Source organism: Pseudomonas sp. B37(2017) (genome assembly GCF_002112885.1).
Classification (GTDB): domain Bacteria; phylum Pseudomonadota; class Gammaproteobacteria; order Pseudomonadales; family Pseudomonadaceae; genus Aquipseudomonas; species Aquipseudomonas paraglycinae.
In genome coordinates this window covers 1-25,064 of record NZ_NEIX01000011.1, presented here as the reverse complement: position 1 = coordinate 25,064, position 25,064 = coordinate 1, and the positions used below count along the sequence as shown (strand labels likewise).

At 60.0% G+C, this 25,064-nt stretch carries 25 protein-coding genes and 1 pseudogene; 15 read left to right on the top strand and 11 right to left on the bottom strand.

The genetic code is table 11. The annotated features are described in order from the left end of the window. Nucleotides 1–14: 14 nt before the first annotated feature. From CAF90_RS23555 to dksA, 4 genes are all read right to left on the bottom strand, one after another. The gene (locus CAF90_RS23555) at nucleotides 15–2,969 is read right to left on the bottom strand and encodes a sensor histidine kinase (protein WP_170929421.1); all 2,955 of its coding nucleotides are present in this window, start codon (nucleotides 2,967–2,969) and stop codon (nucleotides 15–17) included. Then, nucleotides 2,953–3,129 carry a hypothetical protein gene (locus CAF90_RS29380; protein WP_003176118.1) on the bottom strand — a complete coding sequence of 59 codons (177 nt, stop codon included), beginning with the start codon at nucleotides 3,127–3,129 and terminating at the stop codon, nucleotides 2,953–2,955. The genes CAF90_RS23555 and CAF90_RS29380 overlap by 17 nt, the downstream gene beginning before the upstream one ends. Before the next feature lie 77 nt (nucleotides 3,130–3,206). Then, a complete protein-coding gene (gene gluQRS, locus CAF90_RS23550) occupies nucleotides 3,207–4,103 on the bottom strand; it encodes a tRNA glutamyl-Q(34) synthetase GluQRS (protein ID WP_085608673.1) in 897 nt (298 codons plus the stop codon). A gap of 83 nt (nucleotides 4,104–4,186) precedes the next feature. Next, a complete protein-coding gene (gene dksA / locus CAF90_RS23545) occupies nucleotides 4,187–4,630 on the bottom strand; it encodes an RNA polymerase-binding protein DksA (RefSeq protein ID WP_007959616.1) in 444 nt (147 codons plus the stop codon). Nucleotides 4,631–4,964: 334 nt separating this feature from the next. Between dksA and CAF90_RS23540 the strand changes: the two genes are divergently transcribed. Both CAF90_RS23540 and sfsA read left to right on the top strand, forming a co-directional pair. Next, the gene (locus tag CAF90_RS23540; RefSeq protein WP_085608672.1) at nucleotides 4,965–6,137 is read left to right on the top strand and encodes a pyridoxal phosphate-dependent aminotransferase; all 1,173 of its coding nucleotides are present in this window, start codon (nucleotides 4,965–4,967) and stop codon (nucleotides 6,135–6,137) included. Continuing rightward, nucleotides 6,137–6,850, top strand: coding sequence for a DNA/RNA nuclease SfsA (gene sfsA, locus CAF90_RS23535; RefSeq protein ID WP_085608671.1), 714 nt, complete (start codon nucleotides 6,137–6,139; stop codon nucleotides 6,848–6,850). The genes CAF90_RS23540 and sfsA overlap by 1 nt, the downstream gene beginning before the upstream one ends. Here sfsA and CAF90_RS23530 read toward each other — a convergent pair. Continuing rightward, nucleotides 6,847–7,164 (bottom strand): Rieske (2Fe-2S) protein, encoded by a 318-nt coding sequence (locus CAF90_RS23530; RefSeq protein ID WP_085608670.1) that lies wholly within the window; start codon nucleotides 7,162–7,164, stop codon nucleotides 6,847–6,849. The genes sfsA and CAF90_RS23530 overlap by 4 nt on opposite strands. Before the next feature lie 162 nt (nucleotides 7,165–7,326). On the opposite strand from CAF90_RS23530, the gene CAF90_RS23525 reads away from it, so the two are divergent. Genes CAF90_RS23525 through CAF90_RS23510 form a run of 4 tightly spaced genes read left to right on the top strand, consistent with a single transcriptional unit; the run spans nucleotide 7,327 to nucleotide 10,873 of the window. Further along, complete coding sequence (locus tag CAF90_RS23525) at nucleotides 7,327–8,199, top strand: hemin ABC transporter substrate-binding protein (RefSeq protein WP_085608669.1); 873 nt, start codon at nucleotides 7,327–7,329, stop codon at nucleotides 8,197–8,199. Nucleotides 8,200–8,249: 50 nt separating this feature from the next. Next, a complete protein-coding gene (locus CAF90_RS23520) occupies nucleotides 8,250–9,233 on the top strand; it encodes an iron ABC transporter permease (RefSeq protein ID WP_170928972.1) in 984 nt (327 codons plus the stop codon). After that, the gene (locus tag CAF90_RS23515) at nucleotides 9,233–10,000 is read left to right on the top strand and encodes a heme ABC transporter ATP-binding protein (RefSeq protein WP_085608668.1); all 768 of its coding nucleotides are present in this window, start codon (nucleotides 9,233–9,235) and stop codon (nucleotides 9,998–10,000) included. The genes CAF90_RS23520 and CAF90_RS23515 overlap by 1 nt, the downstream gene beginning before the upstream one ends. Nucleotides 10,001–10,021: 21 nt before the next feature. Then, nucleotides 10,022–10,873 carry a ChaN family lipoprotein gene (locus tag CAF90_RS23510; RefSeq protein WP_085608667.1) on the top strand — a complete coding sequence of 284 codons (852 nt, stop codon included), beginning with the start codon at nucleotides 10,022–10,024 and terminating at the stop codon, nucleotides 10,871–10,873. Nucleotides 10,874–11,099: 226 nt separating this feature from the next. On the opposite strand, the gene CAF90_RS23505 is transcribed toward CAF90_RS23510, so the two are convergent. The 4 genes from CAF90_RS23505 to CAF90_RS23490 all read right to left on the bottom strand — a co-directional run bounded on the left by CAF90_RS23505 (nucleotide 11,100) and on the right by CAF90_RS23490 (nucleotide 14,383). Then, nucleotides 11,100–11,882 carry a Crp/Fnr family transcriptional regulator gene (locus CAF90_RS23505; RefSeq protein ID WP_085608666.1) on the bottom strand — a complete coding sequence of 261 codons (783 nt, stop codon included), beginning with the start codon at nucleotides 11,880–11,882 and terminating at the stop codon, nucleotides 11,100–11,102. 15 nt (nucleotides 11,883–11,897) lie between these two features. Next, complete coding sequence (locus tag CAF90_RS23500) at nucleotides 11,898–12,170, bottom strand: TfoX/Sxy family protein (protein ID WP_003228231.1); 273 nt, start codon at nucleotides 12,168–12,170, stop codon at nucleotides 11,898–11,900. Between the two features lie 220 nt (nucleotides 12,171–12,390). Continuing rightward, a complete protein-coding gene (locus tag CAF90_RS23495) occupies nucleotides 12,391–12,735 on the bottom strand; it encodes a pentapeptide repeat-containing protein (RefSeq protein ID WP_007959639.1) in 345 nt (114 codons plus the stop codon). A gap of 91 nt (nucleotides 12,736–12,826) precedes the next feature. Then, on the bottom strand, nucleotides 12,827–14,383 hold the full coding sequence (locus tag CAF90_RS23490; RefSeq protein ID WP_085608665.1) for a bifunctional aminoglycoside phosphotransferase/ATP-binding protein: 1,557 nt from the start codon (nucleotides 14,381–14,383) through the stop codon (nucleotides 12,827–12,829). A 118-nt stretch (nucleotides 14,384–14,501) separates the two neighbouring features. Here CAF90_RS23490 and mrcB point away from each other — a divergent pair, with 118 nt between their 5' ends. The 3 genes from mrcB to CAF90_RS23475 are packed head-to-tail and all read left to right on the top strand — an operon-like array spanning nucleotide 14,502 to nucleotide 17,924. Further along, nucleotides 14,502–16,826, top strand: a complete 2,325-nt coding sequence (mrcB, locus tag CAF90_RS23485) for a penicillin-binding protein 1B (RefSeq protein WP_085608664.1) — start codon at nucleotides 14,502–14,504, stop codon at nucleotides 16,824–16,826. Nucleotides 16,827–16,842: 16 nt separating this feature from the next. Next, nucleotides 16,843–17,589, top strand: coding sequence for a hypothetical protein (locus tag CAF90_RS23480; protein WP_007959642.1), 747 nt, complete (start codon nucleotides 16,843–16,845; stop codon nucleotides 17,587–17,589). Beyond that, nucleotides 17,589–17,924 carry a YqcC family protein gene (locus CAF90_RS23475; protein WP_064599443.1) on the top strand — a complete coding sequence of 112 codons (336 nt, stop codon included), beginning with the start codon at nucleotides 17,589–17,591 and terminating at the stop codon, nucleotides 17,922–17,924. The genes CAF90_RS23480 and CAF90_RS23475 overlap by 1 nt, the downstream gene beginning before the upstream one ends. A gap of 18 nt (nucleotides 17,925–17,942) precedes the next feature. Here the strand turns inward: CAF90_RS23475 and CAF90_RS23470 are convergent, their stop codons facing one another. Beyond that, the gene (locus CAF90_RS23470; protein ID WP_007959651.1) at nucleotides 17,943–18,359 is read right to left on the bottom strand and encodes a DUF4124 domain-containing protein; all 417 of its coding nucleotides are present in this window, start codon (nucleotides 18,357–18,359) and stop codon (nucleotides 17,943–17,945) included. Nucleotides 18,360–18,759: 400 nt separating this feature from the next. Between CAF90_RS23470 and CAF90_RS23465 the strand changes: the two genes are divergently transcribed. The 6 genes from CAF90_RS23465 to msrQ all read left to right on the top strand — a co-directional run bounded on the left by CAF90_RS23465 (nucleotide 18,760) and on the right by msrQ (nucleotide 24,747). Next, a complete protein-coding gene (locus CAF90_RS23465; RefSeq protein WP_085608788.1) occupies nucleotides 18,760–20,484 on the top strand; it encodes an acetolactate synthase 3 large subunit in 1,725 nt (574 codons plus the stop codon). A gap of 2 nt (nucleotides 20,485–20,486) precedes the next feature. Continuing rightward, nucleotides 20,487–20,978 carry an acetolactate synthase small subunit gene (gene ilvN, locus CAF90_RS23460; protein WP_003176102.1) on the top strand — a complete coding sequence of 164 codons (492 nt, stop codon included), beginning with the start codon at nucleotides 20,487–20,489 and terminating at the stop codon, nucleotides 20,976–20,978. 48 nt (nucleotides 20,979–21,026) lie between these two features. Beyond that, nucleotides 21,027–22,043 carry a ketol-acid reductoisomerase gene (gene ilvC / locus CAF90_RS23455; RefSeq protein WP_007959661.1) on the top strand — a complete coding sequence of 339 codons (1,017 nt, stop codon included), beginning with the start codon at nucleotides 21,027–21,029 and terminating at the stop codon, nucleotides 22,041–22,043. Between the two features lie 147 nt (nucleotides 22,044–22,190). Beyond that, the gene (pssA, locus tag CAF90_RS23450; RefSeq protein ID WP_007959662.1) at nucleotides 22,191–23,048 is read left to right on the top strand and encodes a CDP-diacylglycerol--serine O-phosphatidyltransferase; all 858 of its coding nucleotides are present in this window, start codon (nucleotides 22,191–22,193) and stop codon (nucleotides 23,046–23,048) included. Between the two features lie 62 nt (nucleotides 23,049–23,110). After that, complete coding sequence (gene msrP, locus CAF90_RS23445) at nucleotides 23,111–24,124, top strand: protein-methionine-sulfoxide reductase catalytic subunit MsrP (RefSeq protein ID WP_085608663.1); 1,014 nt, start codon at nucleotides 23,111–23,113, stop codon at nucleotides 24,122–24,124. Then, nucleotides 24,124–24,747, top strand: coding sequence for a protein-methionine-sulfoxide reductase heme-binding subunit MsrQ (gene msrQ, locus CAF90_RS23440; RefSeq protein ID WP_085608662.1), 624 nt, complete (start codon nucleotides 24,124–24,126; stop codon nucleotides 24,745–24,747). The genes msrP and msrQ overlap by 1 nt, the downstream gene beginning before the upstream one ends. Nucleotides 24,748–24,857: 110 nt before the next feature. Here the strand turns inward: msrQ and CAF90_RS29635 are convergent. Next, nucleotides 24,858–25,064: pseudogene (locus tag CAF90_RS29635) on the bottom strand (hypothetical protein); the annotation flags it as partial.

Sequence of the window (25,064 nt, the reverse complement as noted above, 5' to 3'; positions counted from 1 at the left end):
TACTCTCGACGGTCTCAGTTCACAGCGGACGTCGCTTCGACATGGCGCGGCAATGTCACCCGGATACAGGTGCCGCGCTGGCTCTGAACATCAGCCGGGCTGTCGATGGTGATTTGTCCATAATGCTCTTCAACGATGGAATAGACCAGTGCAAGGCCCAGACCGGTGCCTTCGCCAGGATCCTTGGTGGTGAAGAAGGGTTCGAACAATCGGTCCATGATGCTCGACGGAATACCGCTGCCTTCGTCTTCGACGATCAGATCGACCGTGTGTTCGCCGGCTTCACTCTTCACGCGTACCGCACTGCCGGCAGGCGAGGCGTCACGGGCGTTGGAGAGCAGATTGATCAAAACCTGGGCGAGCCGCTGCGGATCGCCTTCGACCCAGTGATCGGGATCGCACAGGTTGTAGAACTGGACTTCGAAATTGCGCCGGTTCAGGGCCAGCAGGCCGATGGCGTCCTGGGCTACTTCCGCCAGACAGACGGGCTCGTCGCTGTGCTGATGGCTGCCGGCGTGGGCGAAGCTCATCAACGACTGGACGATGCGTGAAACGCGCTTGGTCTGCTCGAGGATCTGGCCGCTGATTTCCGTCAGCTCACCGTCCTCTTCGCGCTCTTCCCGCAGGTTTTGCGCGAGGCAGGCGATGCCGGTGATCGGATTGCCGATTTCGTGAGCAACACCCGCTGCGAGTCGACCGATGCTGGCCAGACGCTCGGAATGCACCAGTTTGTCTTCGAGCATCTGGGTTTCGGTCAGGTCTTCCACCAGCAGCACCAGGCCGCTGTTGCCCGGTGCCAGCGGCTCGTCGATGGCCGCTTTGTGCAGGTTCAGCCAGCGGGTCTGGCCGTCGAGGGCCAGATGCTGTTTGTGCAAGTGCTCGTCGGGCAGGTGGATGAAGCCTTGCAACAGATCTTTCCACGGATTGGCGATGGTGCTCAGGCGCGAGCCGACCACCCGTTGCGCGGCAATCCCGGTCAGTTCTTCCATGGCCTTGTTCCACATCAGGATCTCCTGATCCTTGGCCAGCGAGCAGACGCCCATCGGCAGTTCCTGCAGGGTCTGGCGGTGGTAGCGGCGCAGGGCGTCGAGTTCGGCGGCCAGCCCGGTCAGACGCGAGTGGTAATCCTCGAGGCGGCTTTCAATGAAGTGGATGTCTTCGGTGACGTAGTTTTCGCCGCCGGCCTTGTAGGGCAGGAAGGTTTCCACCATGTCCTGGGCGACGCTCGGGCCCATCAGGCCGGAGAGGTTGGCTTCGATCCGGTCACGCAGGCGGCGCAGGGCATAAGGGCGGCGCTCGTCGAATGGCAGATAAAGGTCGCGCAGGGCCTGTTCGACTTCTTTCTGCGCAGCCTTGGCGCCCAGCGGCTTGGCCAGTTGCGTGGCGAACTCTTGCGGGGAGGCTGCGTGCAATTCGCGGCGCTGCGGACGACGTACGTTATCCACAGCGCAGGCTTCGGCAGCGCTGGCCTCTTCCGGGCTGGCATTGGTGAACAGCGAAATCAGCGTGAACATCAGAACGTTGGCCGCCAGCGAGGCGATGGCTGCCATGTGCCAACTGGTGTCGTCCAGCACGTAGATCATGTTCAGCAGCGGAATATAGAAACCCTGCAGGTTGCCGACCAGCGGCAAGAGCATGGTCACTACCCACACCACAATCCCCGCCAGCAGACCGGCGATAAAGCCGCGGCGATTGGCGGTCGGCCAGTACAGCACCGACAGCACACCCGGCAGGAATTGCAGGGTCGCGACGAAGGCGACGATGCCAAGGTTGGCCAGATCCTGCTCGGCGCCCAGCATCAGATAGAAGCAGAAACCGGCCATGATGATCGCGACGATCAGCGCCCGGCGGGTCCATTTCAACCAGCGATAGATATTGCCCTCGGCCGGTGGCTGGTAGAGCGGCAGCACCAGATGGTTCAGTGCCATGCCCGACAGCGCCAGCGTGGTGACGATGATCAGGCCACTGGCCGCCGACAGTCCGCCGACGTAGGCCAGCAACGCCAGCGACTTGCTGTTGGCGGCGATGCCGATGCCGAGGGTGAAGTATTCCGGATTGGTGGTGGCGCCGAGTTTCAGGCCGGCCCAGAGAATCAGCGGCACGGCCAGGCTCATCAACAGCAGGAACAGCGGCAGGCCCCAGCTCGCGCTGACCAGCGAGCGCGGGTTGAGGTTTTCAGTGAAGGTCATGTGATACATGTGCGGCATCACGATCGCTGAGGCGAAAAACACCAGCAGCAACGTGCGCCACGGGCCTTCCTGCAATGGCGTGTGCAAGGCGGCGAGGGCGGTCTGGTTCTGCAGCAGCCACAGTTCGAGCTGTTGCGGGCCGTCGAATACGCCGTACAGCGCGTAGAGGCCAACGCCGCCGAGGGCGGCCAGTTTGATCACCGATTCGAAGGCAATCGCGAACACCAGCCCTTCGTGCTTTTCACGGGTGGCGATATGACGGGAGCCGAAGAAGATCGTGAACAGAATGATCAGCGCACAGAACGCCAGGGCCACGCGATTCTGCACCGGTTCGCCGGTGAGGATGCCGATGGAGTCGGCCACGGCCTGGATCTGCAACGCCAGCAACGGCAATACGCCGATCAGCATGAAAATCGTGGTCAGCGCACCGGCCCAGGTGCTGCGAAAGCGAAAGGCGAACAGGTCCGCCAGCGACGACAGTTGATAAGTGCGGGTGATCTTCAGAATCGGATACAGCAGCACCGGCGCCAGCAGAAACGCGCCGGATACCCCGAGATAACTGGACAGAAAACCGTAGCCGTACTGATAGGCCAGACCCACCGTGCCATAGAACGCCCACGCACTGGCGTAGACCCCCAGCGACAGGGTGTAGGTCAACGGATGGCGAATGATCGCCCGCGGGATCATGCCCCGTTCACTGATCCACGCCACCCCGAACAGCGCGGCCAGGTAGGCGGCGCTGATCAGCAGCATCTGGGTCAGGCTAAAGCTCATCGGCATCTTTTTGGCTCTGCAGGATGAAGGTCACGACAATCAGGATCAGCCAGAGCAGATAAGGGCGATACCAGGCGCCCGTAGCGTCGATCCACCAATCCATGATGGCGGGAGAAAACAGGTAGATCCCCACGACCAGAAGCAGGACCAAGCGATAGATGTACATCCCGGCCTCTCTTTTTTATGCGCGTGCCCGAAAACGTGCGGCGATGGTAACGGATGGGCGCGCCACTGCAAGTGTCGTCACAGCAGTTGCGCTTCGGGCAGGGTCAGTGTGCGCGGGATTTTCAAGGCATCCCAGTGGGCGCTGCCCCAGTTCAACAGTTCCTGCGGCGAGGCGTGGGCCAGTTCGAGCCCCGGGTTTTGCCCCAGTGCGCGCAAGGCCCGCAGCAACAATGGTGTGGCCTGATCGGCTTCCAGCGGTGGCGAGCGATAGGACTTGCCGAGCTTGTTGCCGTCCGGCTGGGTAATCAGTGGCAGATGCAGATAGCGCGGCTGGCGCAGGCCCAGCAATTCCTGCAGATAGAGCTGGCGTGGCGTGGAGTCGAGCAGATCGGCACCGCGCACGATGTCGGTGATGCCCTGCCACGCGTCGTCCAGTACCACCGCCAGTTGGTAGGCGTAGAGGCCGTCGCGGCGGCGGATCACGAAATCTCCCACGTCACGGCCCAGGTGCTGGCGGTATTCGCCCTGCACCCGGTCGATGAAGTGGTATTCCAGCTCTGGCACGCGCAGGCGGATCGCGGCGTCTTCCTGACCATGGCCGGCATTGCGGCACAGTCCCGGATAAATGCCGTGGTACGGCTCCAGTTGTTTGCGCGAGCAGGTGCAGGCGTAGGCCAGGCCATGATTGAACAGGCTGTCGAGGACTTGAGCATAGGCTTCGTGCCGGTCGCTCTGGCGGACCATTTCGCCGTCCCATTCGAAGCCATAGCTTTCCAGTGCCTTGAGAATCGCCGCTTGCGCGCCCGGCTCTTCGCGAGGCGGATCGAGATCTTCCATGCGCACCAGCCAGCGGCCATTCACCGAGCGGGCATCCAGATAAGAAGCGAGCGCCGCTACCAGCGAGCCAAAGTGCAGGTGTCCACTGGGGGTCGGGGCAAAGCGGCCAATGTAGGCGGGGGAGGTGTTGGCAGTCATGAGGGCGATGTTACTTGAGAGTCAAAGAACAGCAGAAACAAAAACGGAGCGTTCGCACGCTCCGTTTTTCGTTCAGGCCGGGATTATTTGCCGACCTGCTTTTCCTTGATTTCCGCCAGGTTCTTGCAGTCGACGCACATGTCGGCAGTCGGACGGGCCTCGAGGCGCTTGACGCCGATCTCGATGCCGCAAGAGTCGCACCAGCCGTACTCTTCGTCTTCGATCAGTTGCAGGGTCTTGTCGATCTTCTTGATCAGTTTGCGCTCGCGGTCGCGGGCGCGCAGCTCGAGGGCGAACTCTTCTTCCTGACTGGCACGGTCGGCCGGATCAGGAAAGTTGGCCGCTTCGTCTTTCATGTGATCAACAGTGCGGTCGACTTCCTGCATCAAGTCCAGTTTCCACTTGGTCAGGATCTTGGTGAAGTGCGCGCGCATTGGAGCGCCCATGTACTCTTCGCCCGCTTTCGGGACGTAGGGTTCGAAACCGCTGAGTGTCTGACTTGCCTGTTGCTTTGCTTGGGTGGGCATGAAATGGACCGCCTCTACTCTTGTAATCCATTGCGCAGGATTGCTCCATCACCGACACCTGCCGGCCCTGCGGCTGCAAGCGGGCGAACTTACCAGATCAATTCGGCCCGCGCTACTCCCGGATGTCGAGCGCGCGGCCAGTGGGGCTTGCAAATGTTTGCCAAGCCATGTCCGGCAATGTTGCAGACCTGCTCAATCACTGATTTTAGTCAATCCTGGAGCGTACGCCCGGGTCGTTACAGTCCAGTGTTCTTGAGGCTGTGACCGTTGCGGGTTCTCGCTCGTTCCGGCAGATGGGTAGAATCGTTTCTTTTCCCTCGTTGAAGGAAGGCCAATGGCTCAGCCCTACAGTGCGCGCAGTCGTGCGATCGAACCGTTCCATGTGATGGCGTTGCTGGCGCGGGCCAATGAATTGCAGGCCGCCGGCCACGACGTGATCCACCTGGAAATCGGCGAGCCGGACTTTACCACCGCCGAACCGATCATCCGCGCCGGCCAGCAAGCCCTGACAGACGGGAAAACCCGTTACACCGCGGCCCGTGGCATTCCCGAGCTGCGCGAGGCGATTTCCGGCTTCTATCAAGCGCGCTACGGCCTGAACATCGACCCACGACGGATTCTCATCACGCCGGGCGGCTCCGGCGCGTTGCTGCTGGCCAGCGCGTTGCTGGTGGATCCGGGCAAGCACTGGCTGCTGGCCGACCCCGGCTATCCTTGCAACCGGCATTTTCTGCGACTGGTCGAAGGCGCGGCGCAGCTTGTGCCGGTCGGCCCGGACGTTCGCTATCAACTGACGCCGGACCTGGTGGCGCGCCACTGGGATCACGACAGCGTCGGCGCGCTGGTCGCTTCGCCAGCCAACCCGACCGGTACGATTCTGACACGCGATGAGCTGGCCGGTTTATCCACAGCCATCAAGGCGCGTCACGGGCATCTGGTGGTGGACGAGATCTATCACGGCCTGACTTACGGCACCGACGCAGCCAGTGTGCTGGAAGTCGATGACAGTGCATTTGTCCTCAACAGTTTCTCCAAATATTTCGGCATGACCGGATGGCGCCTCGGCTGGCTGGTGGCGCCGGATGCGGCGGTCAGTGAGCTGGAAAAGCTCGCGCAGAACCTCTACATCAGCGCGCCAAGCATGGCCCAACACGCAGCGCTGGCCTGTTTCGAGCCGGACACCATCGCGATTCTCGAAGAGCGCCGCGCCGAGTTCGGCCGTCGTCGCGACTTCCTGCTGCCGGCATTGCGTGAACTGGGTTTCAACATTGCCGTGGAGCCGGAAGGCGCGTTCTATTTGTATGCCGATATCAGCCAGTTCGGCGGCGATGCCTTCGCGTTCTGTCGGCATTTTCTCGAAACCGAACATGTAGCGTTTACTCCAGGGCTGGATTTCGGTCGCTATCAGGCCGGTCATCATGTGCGTTTTGCCTACACGCAAAACCTCCCTCGGCTACAGGAAGCGGTGGAACGCATAGCCCGTGGCTTGAAGAGCTGGCAAGGCTGATGCGCTTTCATCCTCCTCTTGAAGAAGGCCGGTTGATCCGCCGTTACAAGCGTTTTCTCGCCGATATCGAAACCGTTGGCGGCGAGTTGCTGACCATTCATTGCCCGAACACCGGCTCGATGCTCAATTGCCAGGTTGAGGGCGGGCAGGTCTGGTTCAGCCGTTCCAATGACCCCAAGCGCAAATTGCCTGGCACCTGGGAAGTCGGCGAAACCCCGCAGGGCCGACTGTTTTGCGTGAACACCGGGCGCGCCAATGCACTGGTCGAAGAAGCCTTGCAGGCCGGCGTCATCAGTGAGCTGAACGGATTTACCGGGCTCAAGCGCGAAGTGGCATACGGACAGGAAAAGAGCCGGATCGATTTTCGCCTCGACTATCCGACGGGCCCGGCCTACGTGGAAGTGAAAAGCGTCACGCTCGGTTTCGACGGTACGGCGGTGGCAGCGTTTCCCGATGCGGTGACAGAGCGCGGCGCCAAGCATTTGCGTGAGCTGGCGCATCTGGCCCGGGACGGGATTCGCGCGGTGCAGTTGTACTGCGTCAATCTCACCGGCATCGAAGCGGTGCGTCCTGCCGAGGAAATCGACTCGGCCTACACCGCTGCGCTGCGCGAGGCGGTGGCGTGCGGGGTCGAAGTCCTGGCGTACGGCGTGCGTTTGAGCCATGAAGAGATGGTGATCGACCGGCGCCTGGACGTGCTGCTCAACGGTTAAACATCGATCCATAGCCCTTGCGCGTCTTCACGGCAAGGGATGGCCGTCAGCGATTGCCCGGCGCACGGGCCGGCGACGCATTCACCGTCCTCGATCAGAAACAGTGCGCCGTGGGTTGCGCACTGGATCAGGCTGTTGCTCGGGTCGAGAAACTGGTCGGGGTGCCATTCCAGGCCAACGCCCCGATGCGGGCAGCGATTGAGATAGACGTAAGCCCGCCCCGCGCGGCGCACGGCAAACAGTTTTTTCCCGTCGATATCGAAACCGCGACTGCCGTCCTCAACCAGATCGGCGCCCGCGCAAAGAAACTTCATGGCTATCCTCAAATGTCGGCTCGTGTCTGGATATGTCCGAGCTTGACGTTCAAATGCAAACAATTATCAAATGGCCGCCTTCGCCCGTGGCGAGGTGACCGCTGCCGAGGATACTTGGCCTGCCGTTCCGATGCCCGGGAAAACCTTTCAAGGAAGCTGTCTATGCGCCTGAGTACCCGCGTTGCCGTGCTGTGTGTCGGACTTTGGGTCAGCCACCAGGCTGCAGCGGCCGAGTTGCCGCAACGTTGGGTCAGCGCCGGCGGCGCGTTGTCGGAGTGGGTGAGCGCGCTGGGTGGCGAGTCCAAGTTGGTAGGCGTCGACACCACCAGCCAGCATCCCGAGTCTCTCAAGTCGCTGCCGAGCATCGGCTATCAGCGCAGCTTGTCGGCCGAAGGCATTCTCAGCCTGCGCCCGGACATCCTCATCGGCACCGAAGAAATGGGCCCGCCGCCAGTGATTTCGCAGGTTCGCAGTGCCAAGGTGCAGGTGGAATTGTTCTCGGCTCAGCCGGATCTGCCGACGCTGGAAAAAAATGTCACTCATCTGGGGCAGTTGCTGGGTGCCGAAAGCCAGGCCGCGCAATTGCTGCAGAGTTATCAACAGCAACTTGATGCGCAAAAGGCGCGAGTGGCTGAAGCGCAGACCCAGCAAAAAGCGCCGGGGGTGTTGTTGCTACTTGGGCATGCCGGCGGAAAACCGTTGATTGCCGGCAAAGACACCGCCGCCGACTGGCTGCTGCAGCAGGCGGGCGGGCATAACCTTGCGACCCACACCGGGTACAAACCGTTTTCCGTGGAATCCCTGGCCAGTCTCGATCCTGAAGTGCTGGTGTTCGCTGACCGCGCGCTGACCGGCGACGCGGCGAAAGCGGCGCTGTTCAAGGAAAACCCGATCCTCAATTCCAGCCGTGCGGCCAAGGCCGGACGCGTGCTGGAGCTGGATCCGACGCTGCTGGTGGGCGGGCTCGGGCCGCGTTTGCCGGCTGCGCTCAAGACCCTGTCTGACGGTTTCTACCCGGCCCAGAGCGGCCAATGACCACGCTGGTCAAACCCCGTGGCTTGTTCATCGGCCTGATCTTGCTGTGCCTGCTGGCGATCTGGCTGTCGCTGGCGTTGGGGCCGGTCAGTCTGCCGTTGTTCGATACCTTGCGCGCAGCGCTGCGCATGATCGGTGTGCCGCTGGCGCCGGACGGGCTGGAACAGGCTGAACTGATTCTCGGGCAGATTCGTCTGCCGCGTACGTTGCTGGGGCTGGCCGTCGGTGGCGTGCTGGCGCTGTCCGGGGTGGCGATGCAGGGGCTGTTTCGCAATCCGCTGGCCGATCCGGGGCTGGTCGGCGTCTCGAGCGGCGCGGCGTTGGGCGCGGCGGTGGCGATTGTCGGCGGTTCGTTTTTTGGCGGATTGCCGGAGTGGTTCGGACCTTATCTGCTGTCGGTTTGCGCGTTTCTCGGTGGCCTTGGCGTAACGGCGTTGGTCTATCGACTAGGCCGCCGTAATGGGCAGACGAATGTTGCGACCATGTTGCTGGCGGGTATCGCTCTGACGGCGTTGGCCAGCTCGGCGGTGGGGCTGTTTACCTATCTGGCTGATGACGCGACATTGCGCACGTTGACGTTCTGGAACCTGGGCAGCCTCAACGGCGCGAGCTATGCGCGGTTGTGGCCGCTGCTGATCATCACCGCCGGTGTTGCACTTTGGCTTCCACGGCGGGCGAAGGCGCTCAATGCGTTGCTGCTCGGCGAATCGGAAGCCGGGCATCTGGGGATCGATGTAGAACGGCTCAAGCGCGAGCTGGTGTTCTGCACGGCGCTGGGTGTCGGTGCGGCGGTGGCAGCGGCGGGCATGATCGGTTTTGTCGGGCTGGTGGTGCCGCATCTGGTGCGCTTGCTCGCGGGGCCTGATCATCGGGTGTTGCTGCCGGCATCGGTGCTGGCCGGGGCGAGTCTGTTGCTGCTGGCGGATCTGGTGGCGCGGCTGGCGCTGGCGCCGGCGGAACTGCCGATCGGCATCGTCACGGCGTTCATCGGTGCGCCGTTCTTCCTTTATCTGCTGCTGCGAGGGCGTGCCTGATGCTGCGTGCGCACAATCTGCACATCCGCCGTGGCCGCAAGACCGTTCTGGCCGATGTCAGCCTGCAACTCGAACCGGGCGAAGTGCTTGGCGTGTTGGGGCCGAATGGCGCCGGCAAAAGCACCTTGCTCGGCGCGCTGTGCGGTGAGCTGAGCGCGCACGAGGGGGAAGTGCTGCTGGACGGTGAGGCCTTGAGTCATTGGAGTGGCACTCAGCGCGCGCAGCGGCTGGCGGTGTTGCCGCAGGTATCGACCCTGGATTTCGCCTTTCGTGTTGAAGAAGTGGTCGGCATGGGGCGTCTGCCTTATCAGAGCGGGCGGGTGCGCGATGACGAGATCGTCGCTGCCGCATTGCGGGCGGCCGATGCCGGGCACCTGAGTGGCCGCAGTTATCTGGCGTTGTCCGGCGGCGAGCGTCAGCGCGTGCATCTGGCGCGGGTGCTGGCGCAGCTCTGGCCGGGGCAGGCGGGGCAGACGTTGCTGCTCGATGAGCCGACCTCGATGCTCGATCCGTTGCATCAACACACGACACTGCAAGCGGTGCGCGAATTTGCCGATCGCGGCGCGGCGGTTCTGGTGATCCTGCATGATCTGAATCTGGCGGCGCGCTATTGTGATCGCATCCTGCTGCTTGAAGGCGGTCTCCCGGTCGCACTGGATACGCCGCAACAGGTGTTGCGCCCTGAATCGCTGAAGGCGGTTTTCGGTCTGGAAGTGCTGGTGCAGCCGCACCCGGAGCGCGGGCATCCGCTGATCATCGCCCGCTGATGTCGTCATCGAGGTGAGGGTATGCGCGGGATTCTGCTGTTGGCGGTGTTGTGGCTTGCGGGTTGCCAGCATGTTGCGGAGCCGCCGGTCGTGGGCGAGATCCGTGATCTGCGTAGCGGCGAGAGTCTGACGGCGCAGCAATTACTGACGCAACTGAGCAGGCCCTCGCGGGTGATTATCGGCGAACAGCATGACAACGCCGATCACCATGCCCTTCAATTGTGGTTGTTGCAGAACCTCGAAGAAACGCGACCCCAAGGCAGTCTCCTGTTGGAAATGCTGACGCCCGATCAACAGTCGCGGGTTGATGATGTGCGACATGCCACAACGCCACCGGTTGATCTTCCCGCTGCATTGGCCTGGCAGGACGGTTGGGACTGGAATCTCTACGGCCCGATTGTGCGGTTCGCCCTGACGCAATCCTGGCCGTTGCTGGCAGCCAACCTCGATAACATCGAAATTCGTGCGTTCTATCGCGATCCTCCGGTTTTGAGCGGTGAGCGCAGCAACGCCAAATCCGTGAAAGAGACGCTGTTGGAGCAGATCGGCGATTCTCACTGCGGCTTGCTGCCGTCATCACAAATGCCGGCGATGCTGGCCGTTCAACAACAACGGGATCGGCGCATGGCCTCGCGTTTGTTGGCGGCGCCTGCGCCTGCCTTGTTATTGGCGGGTGCGTATCACGCGCGCAAGGATGTGGGGGTGCCGCTGCATGTGCTGGATTTGGGCGCGCCCGAAGCGCCGACGGTGCTGATGCTGGCGGAGCAGGGCAGTCAGATTACGGCGGCGATGGCTGATTATGTCTGGTACACACCCGCCACCCCGAAACCGGATTATTGCGCCGAGATGCGTAAACAGTTCAGTAAAAAATGACTTTTCCACAGGCAAAAAAAGACCCGGTAAAAACCGGGTCAAATAACCGTGATTAGCCTGATGAGGAGATAATCTGAGAGTCCGAACCAAGGGCTTTTCAGAATATCGACTGATCTCGCGACCAGTTGTGATAATCATAGCGATTCTCATTACCAAGTCAACTGCTGTTTTTTCATTTCTGTCGTTTTGTCCCGGCAATGGCGTAAACGCCCGGTGAATCCGGGCGTCAGATCTGGGCTGTGAGCTGCTTGTTGAGCTGGTCGATACGCCGCGCCATGCTTTCGATCAGGCTGTGGGCGATTTTCGGATTGGTGCGGGTCATGCTCAGAAACTGATCGCCGGGAATCAGCATTACGGTGCTCGCCTCCCGGGCAATGACCGTCGCGTTGCGCGGCTCGCCAGTAAACACCGCCATTGCGCCGAATATTTCATCCCTGGGCACGTCGCCTACCTTGTGCCCGTTAACAAACGCTTCGGCGTGTCCTTCGATAATCACGAACACATGGTCGGCGTCATCGCCTTGGCGGATCAGAACGTCACCGGCTTCAACCCGCATGAAACCGTTGGTGCTGCGAAACTCGCGCGGCTTGAACTCGGCGACTGCGTGCGCCAGCAACGCCATTTGCCCGAGCAGGTAGCGCAGAAACTGCTCCGAGCGCGACGTTTCGCCGTACACATGTTGAAACAAATCGCTTCGGCGATAGGGCAGTAATGTCAGCGGGCTGTCCGAGTACAGCGTGCAATCCGCCCATTCCGGACCCTGTTGCAGGCCGATCAAATCGCCCTCATGCCAATAGAACAGACCACGTCCACCCAGCCGGCCGGTGACGACACCTTGAGTGAGCAAGAACAACTGGTCGTCCGGCAAACGTGCCAACAGATCATCCGTGGCTTCAAGTTCCAGCGCTGGCCCGCACGGCGGCAGGCCTTCAAGCCATTGCGCAGGCAAGCTCTGCAAGTGGTTGATCAATGCATCGGCCTGGGCCGATTGTTCCCCGAGCAGGTACATGGCGTTCAGTGCCCGTTAGTTCTTGTGGCGAGAGGAAATGGCTTCCAGCTGCTTGTTCAGCGCATCCTTGCGTTCGGCGGGAATGTCGTTCCAGTGCACATCCATCAACGCCCCTTCGATCGCGTACAACAACACCTTCGACGCCCGGAACCCGCGAGTGCGCACGGCCCGGTAGGCATCCACCGCACCGAGGCGACGCAAGTCGGAGGCGCTATGGATGCCCACGGCATGCAGCCATTGCGCCGACGTCTTGCCAAGATTCTTCAGGTGTTGCAGTTCATCATTCATCAAGCCTCCTTGCGACGGCCGAATGGTGCGTGGGCGAGCTTCTCAGGAGTGTAGCCATCAGTAGGAAAAGCGTGGTTGTTTGGTCGGATTCAACGCAAACGCTTCTAAGAAACGTCAGTTTTCACTGATGAATCAGGACGGGGAGGGCGAGGGAGAATTACCAATAGCACGCAGTCCAGCGCAAAGCGGGGGCGCTGGACGGTTCAGGTTTTTAAAAGCTTCAGCGGGTGCGATAACGCAGGCGCGTACCGAAATTCATCGACATCAGGATTTCGTCGGCACTCAGTTCCGGCGGGAAGTAGGCCCCGGAGATCTGCGCGTGGGCCAGGCTCGCGCCCTCCAGCGAGGCGTTGCGAAAGTCGATGCCGCGCAGGTCGGCGGAACGGAAGTAGGCGTCCCGGAAATCCACGCCATCGGCGTTCAGTTCACGCAGGTCGAGGCCACGAAAATCACCACCAACCATGTCGATCGGGCCGTCTTTCGGGCGCTCATTGTTGAAACCTGTGATGTCGTCTTTGTGCAGCAAGGCATAAAGCGGGGTGTCGAGAAGTTTCGGCTGGCTCATGTCAAATCACCTGTTGGTTTTATGACGCCAGTATAGTGCCACTATTTGACGGCCGTGAAGCGAGCGAGGGCTTCACGGCCGAAATAGTTTCTTACAGACCTGGCAGGCGCTGGCGAATCTGCGCCACGACGGTGTCGAGGGTGCCGGATTCATTGGTCTGCACGCGCTTGCTGCGCAGGATTTCTTCCGGCGTCAGGGCTTCGCGGTTGGCCTGTTGTGCTTCGATCACGGCGAGGGTCGCGTCGGACGGATCCTTCTTGTCCGCCTGACGAATCGCCAGCCAGCTCTCGATCACGGCCTGCGGAGCATTGCAGTCAAGGATCAGGAATGGCGCGCCAGTGGCTTCGGCGACCTTGGCGGCGTTGTCGCGTTGTTCGCGCTTGAGGTAAGTGGCGTCGATCACCACCGGGAAACCGGCGTGCAGGATCACTTCGGCGATTTCATGCAGACGAGCATAAGTCGCAGTGCTGGCATCGGCGCTGTAGATCCCGGCCTGAACATCATTGGCAACGGTTTGCTCGCCGAACAGACGTTTGCGCTCGACATCGGAGCGCAGACGGATCGCGCCCAGCGCTTCGACCAGGCGCATGGCCACATGGCTTTTGCCTACAGCGGACACGCCGTGGGTAATCGCCATGAAGCGCGAAGGAATGGTGCTGTAGCTTTCCGCCAGGTTGGCGTAGTTGCGGTACTGGCGCAGGGTGGTGGCGCGCTGCACCGGAGTGGCGTCGGCCGGCATGCTGAACAGTGCAACCTTTGCACGTACCAGCGCACGGTAAGCCTTGTAGAAGTTCAGCACTTCCAGGCCTTGGTAGTCGCCGGTCAGTTCCAGATACTGGCTGATGAAACGACGGGCCAGGGATTTCAGGCCACGGTCTTCCAGGTCCATCGCCAGGAAACCGGTGTCAGCCCAGACGTCGGTGAAGCGGAATGGCTCGTTGAATTCGATGCAGTCGAAGATCACGACTTTGCCGTCGATCAGCGTGGCGTTGCCCAGGTGAATGTCACCGTGGCATTCGCGAGTGAAGCCGTCGGCCTTGCGCTTGGCGAACAGCGGTTTCAGGCGATCGAAGCTGCTTTCAGCCCACGCTTGCAGAGCATCAAGTTGCAGCAGGTCGTTCTTGTCGCTGAGGAACGGCAGGATCTGTTCGAAGTTCTGGCGCACCGGCGCCATTACGCTTTCAGGGGTGCCAGCATCGTGCTCGGCCGGGACTTTCGGCGCGTTGAGGTGGAAGCGGGCGATCTGTTCGGCCATCGCGTCAATGTGCGCGGTGGTCAGCTCGCCGTTGGCTTGCAGGGTGCTGAGCAGGCCGGTCTGCGGGAACTGGCGCATTTTCAGCACGTATTCGATGGCCGGGCCTTCGCCGCCCAGTTGCGGGGCTTCGGCGCTACCGGTCACTGGAATCACTTCCAGATACAAATCTTCGGTCAGGCGCTGGTTAAGGCGCAGCTCTTCACCGCAGAAGTGCTCGCGGGAGTCGAGGCTGGTGAAGTCGAGGAATCCGAAATTCACCGGTTTCTTCACTTTATAGGCATAGGGACCGGTGAGCAGTACCCACGAGATATGGGTCTCGATGACCTGGAACCCTTCGACGGGATGCGGGTAGAGGGCCGGGTTTTGCAGGGCAGCGATCAGGGACTGGCTCACGGACGATCCTTCAGAGACTGGGGGAAATTCAAGGCGCTCATTATGGCCGCTCGCCAGCCCGACGCAAACCTCGGAGCGCTCCTGTTGAGTATGAATAAAGTGCGTATAATCCGCCGCCATGACTCGTACTCGATCCCCCCGTACCCCTAAAAAACCAGCTTCCCGGGGCCTGCGCCCATGGTTGGGCTGGGCCCTTAAACTCAGTCTGGTCGGCCTTGTGGTGCTGGCCGGCTTCGCCGTTTACCTTGATGCCGTGGTGCAGGAGAAGTTCTCCGGCAAGCGCTGGACCATCCCGGCCAAGGTGTATGCGCGCCCGCTTGAGCTGTTCGTCGGACAGAAGCTGAGCAAGGACGATTTCCTCACCGAACTCGATGCCCTGGGCTATCGCCGCGAAGCCGTGAGCAACGGTCCCGGCGCCGCGGCGGTCAATGGCAACACGGTTGATCTGAATACCCGTGGCTTCCAGTTCTACGAAGGCCTCGAGAAACCGCAGCCGGTGCGCGTGCGTTTCTCCGGCGATTATGTGGCCGAACTCTCGGCGACCAACGGTTCGAAGCTCTCCGTGGTACGCCTGGAGCCGCTGATGATCGGCGGTATCTACCCGAAAAACCTCGAAGACCGGATTCTGATCAAGCTCGATCAGGTGCCGCCGTATCTGCTGGAAACCCTGGTCGCCGTGGAAGACCGGGATTTCTACAGCCACTGGGGCGTGTCGCCGAAATCGATTGCCCGTGCCGTTTGGGTCAACACTTCGGGCGGCAAGATGACCCAAGGCGGCAGTACGCTGACCCAGCAACTGGTCAAGAACTTCTACCTCACCAACGAACGCAGCCTGACCCGCAAGCTCACCGAAGCGATGATGGCGATGCTGCTTGAGCTGCATTACGACAAAAAGGAAATCCTTGAGGCTTACCTCAACGAAGTCTTTGTCGGTCAGGACGGCCAGCGTGCGGTGCACGGTTTCGGTCTGGCCAGCCAGTTCTTCTTTGCTCAGCCTTTGTCTGAGCTGAAGCTGCACCAGGTAGCGTTGTTGGTCGGCATGGTCAAAGGTCCGTCCTATTACAACCCGCGTCGCAACCCGGAGCGGGCGCTGGAGCGACGTAATCTGGTGCTCGACGTGCTTGAGCAGCAGGGCGTTGCTTCCGCCGAACAAGTGGCCGCCGCGAAGAAAATGCCGCTGGGCGTGACCACGCGCGGCAAGCTGGCCGACAGTTCTTTCCCGGGCTTCATCGATCTGGTCAAACGCCAGTTGCGTGAAGACTACCGCGACGAAGACTTGACCGAAGAGGGCCTGCGGATCTTCACCAGTTTCGATCCGATCCTGCAGATGAAAGCCGAAGCGTCGGTCAACGACACCTTCAAGCGCCTGTCCGGTCGCAAGGGTTCCGACGACGTGGAAGCGGCGATGGTCGTGACCAACCCGGAAACCGGTGAAGTCCAGGCCATGATCGGCAGCCGTCAGGCGAGTTTTGCCGGCTTCAACCGCGCATTGGATGCCGTGCGGCCGATCGGCTCTCTGATCAAGCCGGCGGTTTATCTGACGGCGCTGGAGAAACCGAGCCAGTACACGCTGACCAGTTGGCTGTCGGACGACCCGCTTTCGATCAAAGGCGCGGACGGTCAGGTCTGGAAACCGCAGAACTATGACCGTCGCTCCCACGGTACGGTGTTCCTGTATCAAGGGTTGGCACATTCCTACAACCTCTCTACCTCGCGTCTCGGTCTGGCGGTCGGTGTTCCGAATGTCCTCAAGACGCTCGCGCGACTGGGCGTAACTCGCGAGTTTCCGGCGTTTCCTTCGATGTTGCTCGGCGCTGGCGGCATGACCCCGATCGAAGTCGCGACCATGTACCAGACCCTGGCCAACGGCGGTTTCAACACGCCGATGCGCGGGATCCGCAGCGTGCTGACTGCCGATGGCGAGCCGCTCAAACGTTATCCGTTCCAGATCGAGCAACGGTTCGATCCGGCCTCTATCTATCTGATCCAGAACGCCATGCAGCGGGTCATGCGTGAAGGTACTGGCAGTTCGGTTTATAACGTGTTGCCAAGAACCCTGACACTGGCGGGCAAGACCGGTACCAGTAACGATTCGCGCGACAGCTGGTTTGCCGGTTTCAGTCAGGATCTGCTGGCGGTGGTCTGGCTCGGCCGTGACGACAACGGCAAGACGCCGTTCACCGGGGCCACCGGTGCGTTGCAGGTCTGGACCAGTTTCATGCGCAAAGCCGATCCGCTGCCGCTGGACATGCCGCAGCCGGATAACGTGGTGCAGGCCTGGGTCGATTCGCGTACCGGCCAGGGCTCCGATGCCAACTGTCCGAGCGCCGTGCAGATGCCGTATATTCGCGGCAGCGAACCGCCACCCGGCGCCTCCTGCGCGGGCGAAAGCCCGGCATCGGGCGAGTCGGTGATGGATTGGGTCAAGGGCTGGATGAATTAAGCAAAGAGGGTTTCAAGTGAACAAGTGGTTGATTCCAGCGGTGACCGCCGTGGCTTTGCTCAGCGGCTGCTCCACCGTACAGCGTGGTTCGATTCCGGTTGTGGACTCCGGCACTGCCGTATCCAACAGCGAGCGCATTTCGGCCAATGGCGGTTTCCGTCAAACGACGGTGAAACGTCCTGCACAGGCCCAGACCCAGGCGATCCCGCAAGGTGATACCGGTGTGGTAGTGATGGTGCCGGGCGGCGCAGCGGCTTCGGCACCGATCAGCTCTTCGCCGATCGTTCCGGGCCCGGCGTCCGGCGGCATCACGCCGGGGCCGTACAACCCTTCGGCGGTCGAGTCGGCGCCGATCAGCTCCGGCAGCTACAGCATGCCTTCGACGCCCAGCGGCATTCCTTCGGCCAGCAGTGGCGGCGGTCTGTCTGCCGATGAACAACTGGACGGCCCGGTTCTCGCACTGTTGAGTACTGCGCAACAGCAGCAGGCCGGTGGCGACCTCAACGGCGCATCTTCCAGCCTGGAGCGTGCACAGCGTGTAGCGCCGCGCGAGCCGCAAGTGCTTTACCGTCTGGCGCAGGTGCGCATGGCCCAGGGCGATGCGCCGCAAGCCGAGCAGACCGCTCGCCGTGCACTGACCATGGCCAATGGTCGTCCGGACTTGCAGGCCAGTCTGTGGGAATTGATCGCTCAGGCACGTGAGAAGCAAGGTGATTCCGCCGGCGCCACTCTGGCCCGTCAGAAGGCCAAGGTTTCGCTGTGATGGACAGTCGTTTCTCCAAGGTCGCCGATCAATTGCTCTTGATCGAGCGTGAACTGCGCGCCCAGGGCTGGTGGGATGACGTCCAGCCCTCGGTCGAAGCCTTGAGCAGTGTCGAGCCGTTTTCGGTCGACACCCTCGATTTCGAGCAGTGGCTGCAATGGATCTTCCTGCCGCGGATGAAGATGATCCTCGAACAGGATCTGCCATTGCCCAATGCCTCGGGCATTCAGGAAATGGCCGAGATGGTTTTTGCCCAGCGCAATCTGCAGGGCAAGGATCGGCAGCTTCAGGTATTGCTCAAAGAGTTCGACCTGCTGATCACCGCTTCGCGCTGAACCGGAAACTGCCAGTGGTTACTGGCAGTTTTCCGCAATCTGTTTTTGTGCCTCCGCAGTACGTTGCTGGCGCTGGTCGTCGCTCAGCCGCCGCAATTCTCCCTCTACCTCCTCCCTCAAACGCGGATTGTTCTGCAGTTGCGCGAGATTCGTGCGCGCCTGTTCGCAAAATGCCGTGAGCTGATTCTGTTGCTCGGCCACTTGCTTCTTGACCTTGTCATCGATGGCTTTCTGGTCGCCCAGCGCGCCGCTGCCAGGTAATGCGGCAGGTATTGGTGCGGTAGAGGAGGGCGTCTTCACGGCGGTGGATGACTGCCCTTGTGGTGGCTGCTGATCGAAATGGGTGACGCCCTGGGCATCGACCCATTTGTAGATCTGACCGGCCATACACCATGGGCTGGCGCCGATTAGCAGAGTTAAGAGAAGCGTTCGCATGCTGATTCCTTGGCAAAACTGCGCAATTGAAGCTAACAGAGTAGCGGTTTCCAGGTTTTTTCTTGCGTTCTCATGTGCTTACCCACAATTAAGCACATAGACGACTTGACTTGCAGAGGGCGAAACAGAAGAATCCAAAGTCCGCTGTACAGGGACTGCCAGAAGCAGACCCTCTCGGCAGATCATGAGGCGCATATCCGCGTCGACCTGTTACACCCGCAACGCGTTACCTCGCGCTGGGTGGGAAAGGCCCGCAACACTTGGGACGATCCCAATACTTGCTCAGTCAGTGCTGACGTAGTCGGCGACCACCGTCGCTCATGCTCTGCCGAGAAGTAAACCTATTAAGACCCGTTCGCTTTTTTGTGGACGGTATTCTGGCGTTTTAGAGGTGAACAACGTGGAGCTTTTATCTGGCGGTGAGATGCTCGTCCGCTTTTTGCGTGACGAAGGCGTCAAATATATCTACGGGTACCCGGGTGGTGCTCTCCTTCATGTTTACGATGCCCTGTTCAAAGAACCGGAAGTGACCCACATCCTGGTTCGTCACGAACAAGCGGCTACCCATATGGCTGACGGCTACGCCCGTGCCACCGGTAAAGCCGGCGTGGTATTGGTGACTTCCGGTCCAGGCGCCACAAACGCCATCACCGGTATCGCCACCGCTTATATGGATTCGATTCCAATGGTGATCATTTCCGGTCAGGTGCCAAGCACCATGGTCGGCACCGACGCGTTCCAGGAAACCGACATGATCGGTATCTCCAGGCCGATCGTGAAGCACAGCTTCATGATCAAGCACGCGTCCGAAATCCCGGAAGTCATGAAGAAGGCCTTCTACCTGGCGCAATCCGGTCGTCCGGGCCCGGTCGTGGTCGATATCCCGAAAGACATGACCAACCCGGCCGAGAAGTTCGAATACATCTTCCCGAAGAAAGCCAAACTGCGTTCCTACAGCCCGGCCGTTCGCGGTCACTCCGGGCAAATCCGCAAGGCGGCAGAAATGCTCCTGGCGGCCAAGCGTCCTGTGCTGTACTCCGGCGGTGGCGTGATCCTCGGCAACGGCTCCGCGCCGCTGACCGAGTTGGCGCAAATGCTCAACCTGCCGGTTACCAATACCTTGATGGGCCTGGGTGGCTACCCTGGCACTGATCGTCAGTTCATCGGCATGCTCGGCATGCACGGCAGCTACACCGCGAACCTGGCGATGCACCATGCCGATGTGATCCTGGCGGTCGGTGCGCGTTTCGACGATCGCGTGATCAACGGCGCGCCGAAGTTCTGCCCGAACGCCAAGATCATTCACATCGACATCGACCCGGCTTCGATTTCCAAGACCATCAAGGCCGACGTGCCAATCGTGGGTCCGGTGGAGAGCGTCCTGACCGAAATGGTCGCGATCCTCAAGGAAATCGGCGAAACCCCGAACAAGGAAGCCGTTGCCAGCTGGTGGAAGCAGGTTGATGAGTGGCGCGGTGATCGCGGCCTGTTCCCTTACGACAAGGGCGACGGCAGCAAGATCAAGCCACAGACCGTGATCGAAACCCTGTGCGAAGTGACCAAGGGCGACGCCTTTGTGACCTCCGACGTGGGCCAGCACCAGATGTTTGCTGCGCAGTACTACAAGTTCAACAAGCCGAACCGCTGGATCAACTCCGGTGGCCTGGGCACGATGGGCTTCGGTCTGCCGGCCGCGATGGGTATCGCTCTGAGCTTCCCTGACACCGATGTTGCGTGCGTCACCGGTGAAGGCAGTATCCAGATGAACATCCAGGAATTGTCGACCTGCCTGCAATACGGTTTGCCGGTCAAGATCGTCATCCTGAACAACGGTGTTCTGGGCATGGTTCGTCAGTGGCAGGACATGAGTTACGGCAGCCGTCACTCGCACTCCTACATGGAATCCTTGCCTGACTTCGTCAAGCTGGCTGAAGCCTATGGCCACGTCGGCGTGCGCATCACCGAATCGAAAGATTTGAAGTCGAAGATGGAAGAGGCGTTCGCCATGAAAGATCGCCTGGTGGTGATCGATATTTCGGTCGACACCAGCGAGCACGTCTATCCGATGCAGATCAAAGACGGCTCCATGCGCGATATGTGGCTGAGCAAGACGGAGCGTACCTAATCATGCGGCACATTATTTCCTTGCTTCTGGAAAACGAACCCGGTGCTTTGTCTCGCGTAGTCGGCCTGTTCTCGCAGCGCAACTACAACATCGAAAGCCTGACCGTTGCGCCAACCGAAGACCCGACCCTGTCGCGTCTGACGCTGACCACAGTCGGCCACGATGAAGTCATCGAGCAGATCACCAAAAACCTGAACAAGCTGATCGAAGTGGTCAAGCTGGTGGACCTGTCGGAAAGCGCTCACATCGAACGCGAACTGATGCTGGTCAAGGTCAAGGCCACTGGCGCCCAGCGCGCCGAGATCAAACGCACCACCGATATTTACCGTGGACAGATCGTCGACGTCAGCGCCAGCGTGTATACCGTTCAACTGACCGGTACCAGCGACAAGCTCGACAGCTTCATTCAGTCCATCGGCACCGCATCGATTCTGGAGACCGTCCGCAGTGGCGTCACCGGTATTGCCCGCGGCGACAAAGTACTCAGCATCTAAACCAAATTAGCGAATGGCCTGAACGGCCTGGATATAAAGGGGAAATTCATGAAAGTTTTCTACGATAAAGACTGCGACCTGTCGATCATCCAGGGCAAGAAAGTTGCCATCATCGGTTACGGCTCCCAGGGCCACGCCCAGGCGTGCAACCTGAAAGATTCCGGTGTCGACGTTACCGTCGGTCTGCGTAAAGGTTCGGCCACCGTTGCCAAGGCTGAAGCCCATGGCCTGAAAGTGACCGACGTGGCTGCCGCTGTTGCCGGTGCCGACCTGGTCATGATCCTGACCCCGGACGAGTTCCAGTCCCAGCTGTACAAGAACGAAATCGAGCCGAACATCAAGAAAGGCGCCACCCTGGCCTTCTCCCACGGCTTCGCGATCCACTACAACCAGGTTGTTCCGCGTGCCGACCTCGACGTGATCATGATCGCGCCGAAAGCACCGGGCCACACCGTACGTTCCGAATTCGTGAAGGGCGGCGGTATCCCTGACCTGATCGCGATCTACCAGGACGCCTCGGGCAACGCCAAGAACGTTGCACTGTCCTACGCCGCCGGCGTGGGTGGCGGTCGTACCGGCATCATCGAAACCACCTTCAAGGACGAGACCGAAACCGACCTGTTCGGCGAACAAGCCGTTCTGTGCGGCGGTACCGTTGAACTGGTAAAAGCCGGTTTCGAAACCCTGGTTGAAGCTGGCTATGCGCCGGAAATGGCCTACTTCGAGTGCTTGCACGAACTGAAACTGATCGTTGACCTCATGTACGAAGGCGGTATCGCCAACATGAACTACTCGATCTCCAACAACGCTGAATACGGCGAGTACGTGACCGGCCCGGAAGTGATCAACGCCGAATCCCGTCAGGCCATGCGCAACGCCCTGAAACGTATTCAGGACGGCGAATACGCCAAAATGTTCATCAGCGAAGGCGCAACCGGCTACCCTTCGATGACCGCCAAGCGTCGTAACAACGCCGCTCACGGTATCGAAATCATCGGCGAGCAACTGCGCTCCATGATGCCGTGGATCGGTGCCAACAAGATCGTCGACAAAGCCAAAAACTAAGTCGTCGAACCTTGTATGAAAAAACGCGGCCTAGGCCGCGTTTTTTCGTATGGGCGGGCGGTTCTGGTATAAAGCTGCATCGTTTGTGGCCGAACCGTCGTCCCAGACACCTGTCGAAAATGTCCAATCCGTTGCAAGGTACTGTCCATGAGCGAACGTCCCGAAGAGCCGAACCAGGCTTCCGACGCCGAAAGCCTGCTGCCCATCGATGAGCACATCGAAGAAGGGCATGACGCAGAAGGCCGTAAAGTCCGGCATCGTGGTATCTATCTTCTGCCGAATCTGTTCACCACTGCGAACCTGTTCGCAGGGTTCTATTCCATCATCAACTCGATGAGTGCCCAGGCTGCGCTGAGCGCCGGTGACTCGGCGAATGCGAGCAAGTACTTTGCCTTTGCTGCCATCGCGATTTTTGTCGCCATGGTGCTCGACGGTCTTGATGGTCGCGTAGCGCGCATGACCAATACCCAAAGCGCCTTCGGCGCCGAGTACGACTCGCTGTCGGACATGGTCGCCTTTGGTGTCGCGCCGGCATTACTGGCATTCGGCTGGGCGCTGGGTGACATGGGTAAGGTCGGCTGGATGGTTGCCTTCATTTATGTGGCGGGTGCGGCATTGCGTCTGGCGCGCTTCAACACTCAGGTAGGTACCGCCGACAAGCGCTACTTCATCGGCCTGGCCAGCCCGGCTGCTGCTGGTGTGGTCGCGGGTATTGTCTGGGCGTTCAGTGATTACGGGATCCAGGGTTCGAAGATGTCATTCCTGGTTGCACTGATGGTGGCGGCTGCCGGCATGCTGATGGTCAGCAACATCAAGTACAACAGCTTCAAGGAGCTGGATTTGAAGGGGCGCGTGCCTTTCGTGGCGATCCTTGCGGTGGTGCTGGTCTTTGCCGTGGTGTTCAGCGATCCGCCTCGCATTCTGCTGCTGGTGTTCCTCGCTTATGCCGCGTCGGGCCCGGTGCAGTATCTGTTGCATCTTCGTCGTCACAAACACGCCGAGTGATGTAATTTCCCTCATACTCCGCAGTCTATGGTGCATCTGTCCTCCAAAGCTGCGGAGTTGCCATGCTGATCAAAGTCCCCAAAGCGTCCGATTGCCATGAGTCGGACGTAACGCCTGAATCCATTTATCTCTCTCGCCGACAATTGCTCGGAGCGACTGCGGCCGGTTTGGCCGTGAGCACTTTGCCGCGCTGGGCCAGTGCCGAAGAGGCTGCCCGCTATGCCGATGTAGAGGCCGGAAAAGCGCCCGCCTGGTTTGCCGAGAAGTTGCCCTCTGTCAAATGGGGCGCGGTGAACGTCAAGAATGAGGCGATCACACCTTTCAAGGACGCCACCCATTACAACAACTTCTATGAGTTCGGTACCGACAAGGGTGATCCGGCGGCCAATGCCGCTTCCTTGAAAACCGAACCATGGACTGTTGTCGTGGACGGGGAGGTGGGTAAGCCTGGGCGTTATGCCCTGGAAGACTTCATGAAGCCTTACCAGCTGGAAGAGCGTATTTATCGCCTGCGTTGTGTCGAGGCGTGGTCGATGGTGATTCCCTGGATCGGTTTTCCCATCTCGGCACTGTTGAAGCAGGTAGAACCTACTTCGAATGCCAAATACATTCGCTTCGAAACCTTGCAGGATCCGAAGAGCATGCCCGGACAGCGTTCGGGATTTGCCCTGATCGACTGGCCTTATGTAGAAGGTTTGCGTCTGGATGAGGCGATGAATCCCTTGGCGATTCTGGCGGTGGGCATGTATGGCCGCGAATTGCCAAACCAGAACGGTGCGCCGTTGCGTTTGGTGGTGCCGTGGAAGTACGGCTTCAAGAGCGTCAAATCCATCGTGCGGATCAGTCTGGTCAGCGAACAGCCGAAGACAACCTGGCAGAGCATTGCTGCGGATGAGTACGGGTTCTATGCGAATGTGAACCCTACTGTCGACCATCCACGCTGGACTCAAGCGCGGGAGCGGCGACTGCCTAACAGTCTGTTCAAGCCGAATGTGCGTGATACGCAGATGTTCAACGGCTACTCGGATGAGGTCGCTTCTTTATATACAGGGCTCGATCTGCGGAAGAACTACTGATGCGATATCCGATCTGGCGCGTAGGCGTTTTCCTGGTTGCGGCGATCTGGCCGCTGTTGTGGTTCTATCAGGCTTTTGCGGATCTGCTTGGGCCAGATCCGGGGAAGGTTCTGGTTGATCGGCTAGGGCTTGGGACATTGGTATTGCTGTTGATCACCCTGAGTATGACGCCGCTGCAGAAACTTACGGGGTGGGCCGGGTGGATTGCCGTGCGCCGTCAGTTGGGGCTCTGGTGTTTTGCCTATGTGGTTCTGCATCTTTGCAGCTATATGGCGTTCATTCTCGGTTTCGACTGGTCGCAACTCGGTGTCGAGCTGCGCAAACGTCCCTACATCATTGTGGGTGCTCTGGGTTTTCTGGGGTTGTTTGCATTGGCGATTACCTCCAACCGATACAGTCAGCGCCGTTTAGGTACCCGCTGGAAGAAGTTGCACCGGCTGGTGTATGTGATTCTCGGGTTGGGATTGCTGCATATGTTGTGGATTGTGCGTGCTGATCTTAAGGAGTGGGCAATCTATGCCTTTATAGGTGTTTTCCTTTTGGTGCTGCGTATTCCTCCATTGACCCGCCGGATCCCGCGTTTGATGGGTAAAAAGCAGGTTTTTCAGGAAAAGCGAAATTAAGGGTTGACGGCAGATTCTGAGTCTCTATAATTCGCCCCACTTCCGGCGCAGTCGAAACGGAAAACTCCTTGAGACTCAATGAGTTAAGTAGGTTTCGAGAGCGGGTCGCTTCAGTTCATCGAAGTCTGGAAGGAGTTGGAGATTCCGGTTTGTCTGGCGCTTTCAACGGTTCGATCTTCTCGGTCGAAAGCGGAGAAAAAGAGGTGTTGACAGCAGCGTGTAACGCTGTAGAATTCGCCTCCCGCTAACGAGAGATCGGAAGCGCAAGTGGTTGAAGTTGTTGAAGAAATCTTCGAAAGCTTCTGAAAATAATCACT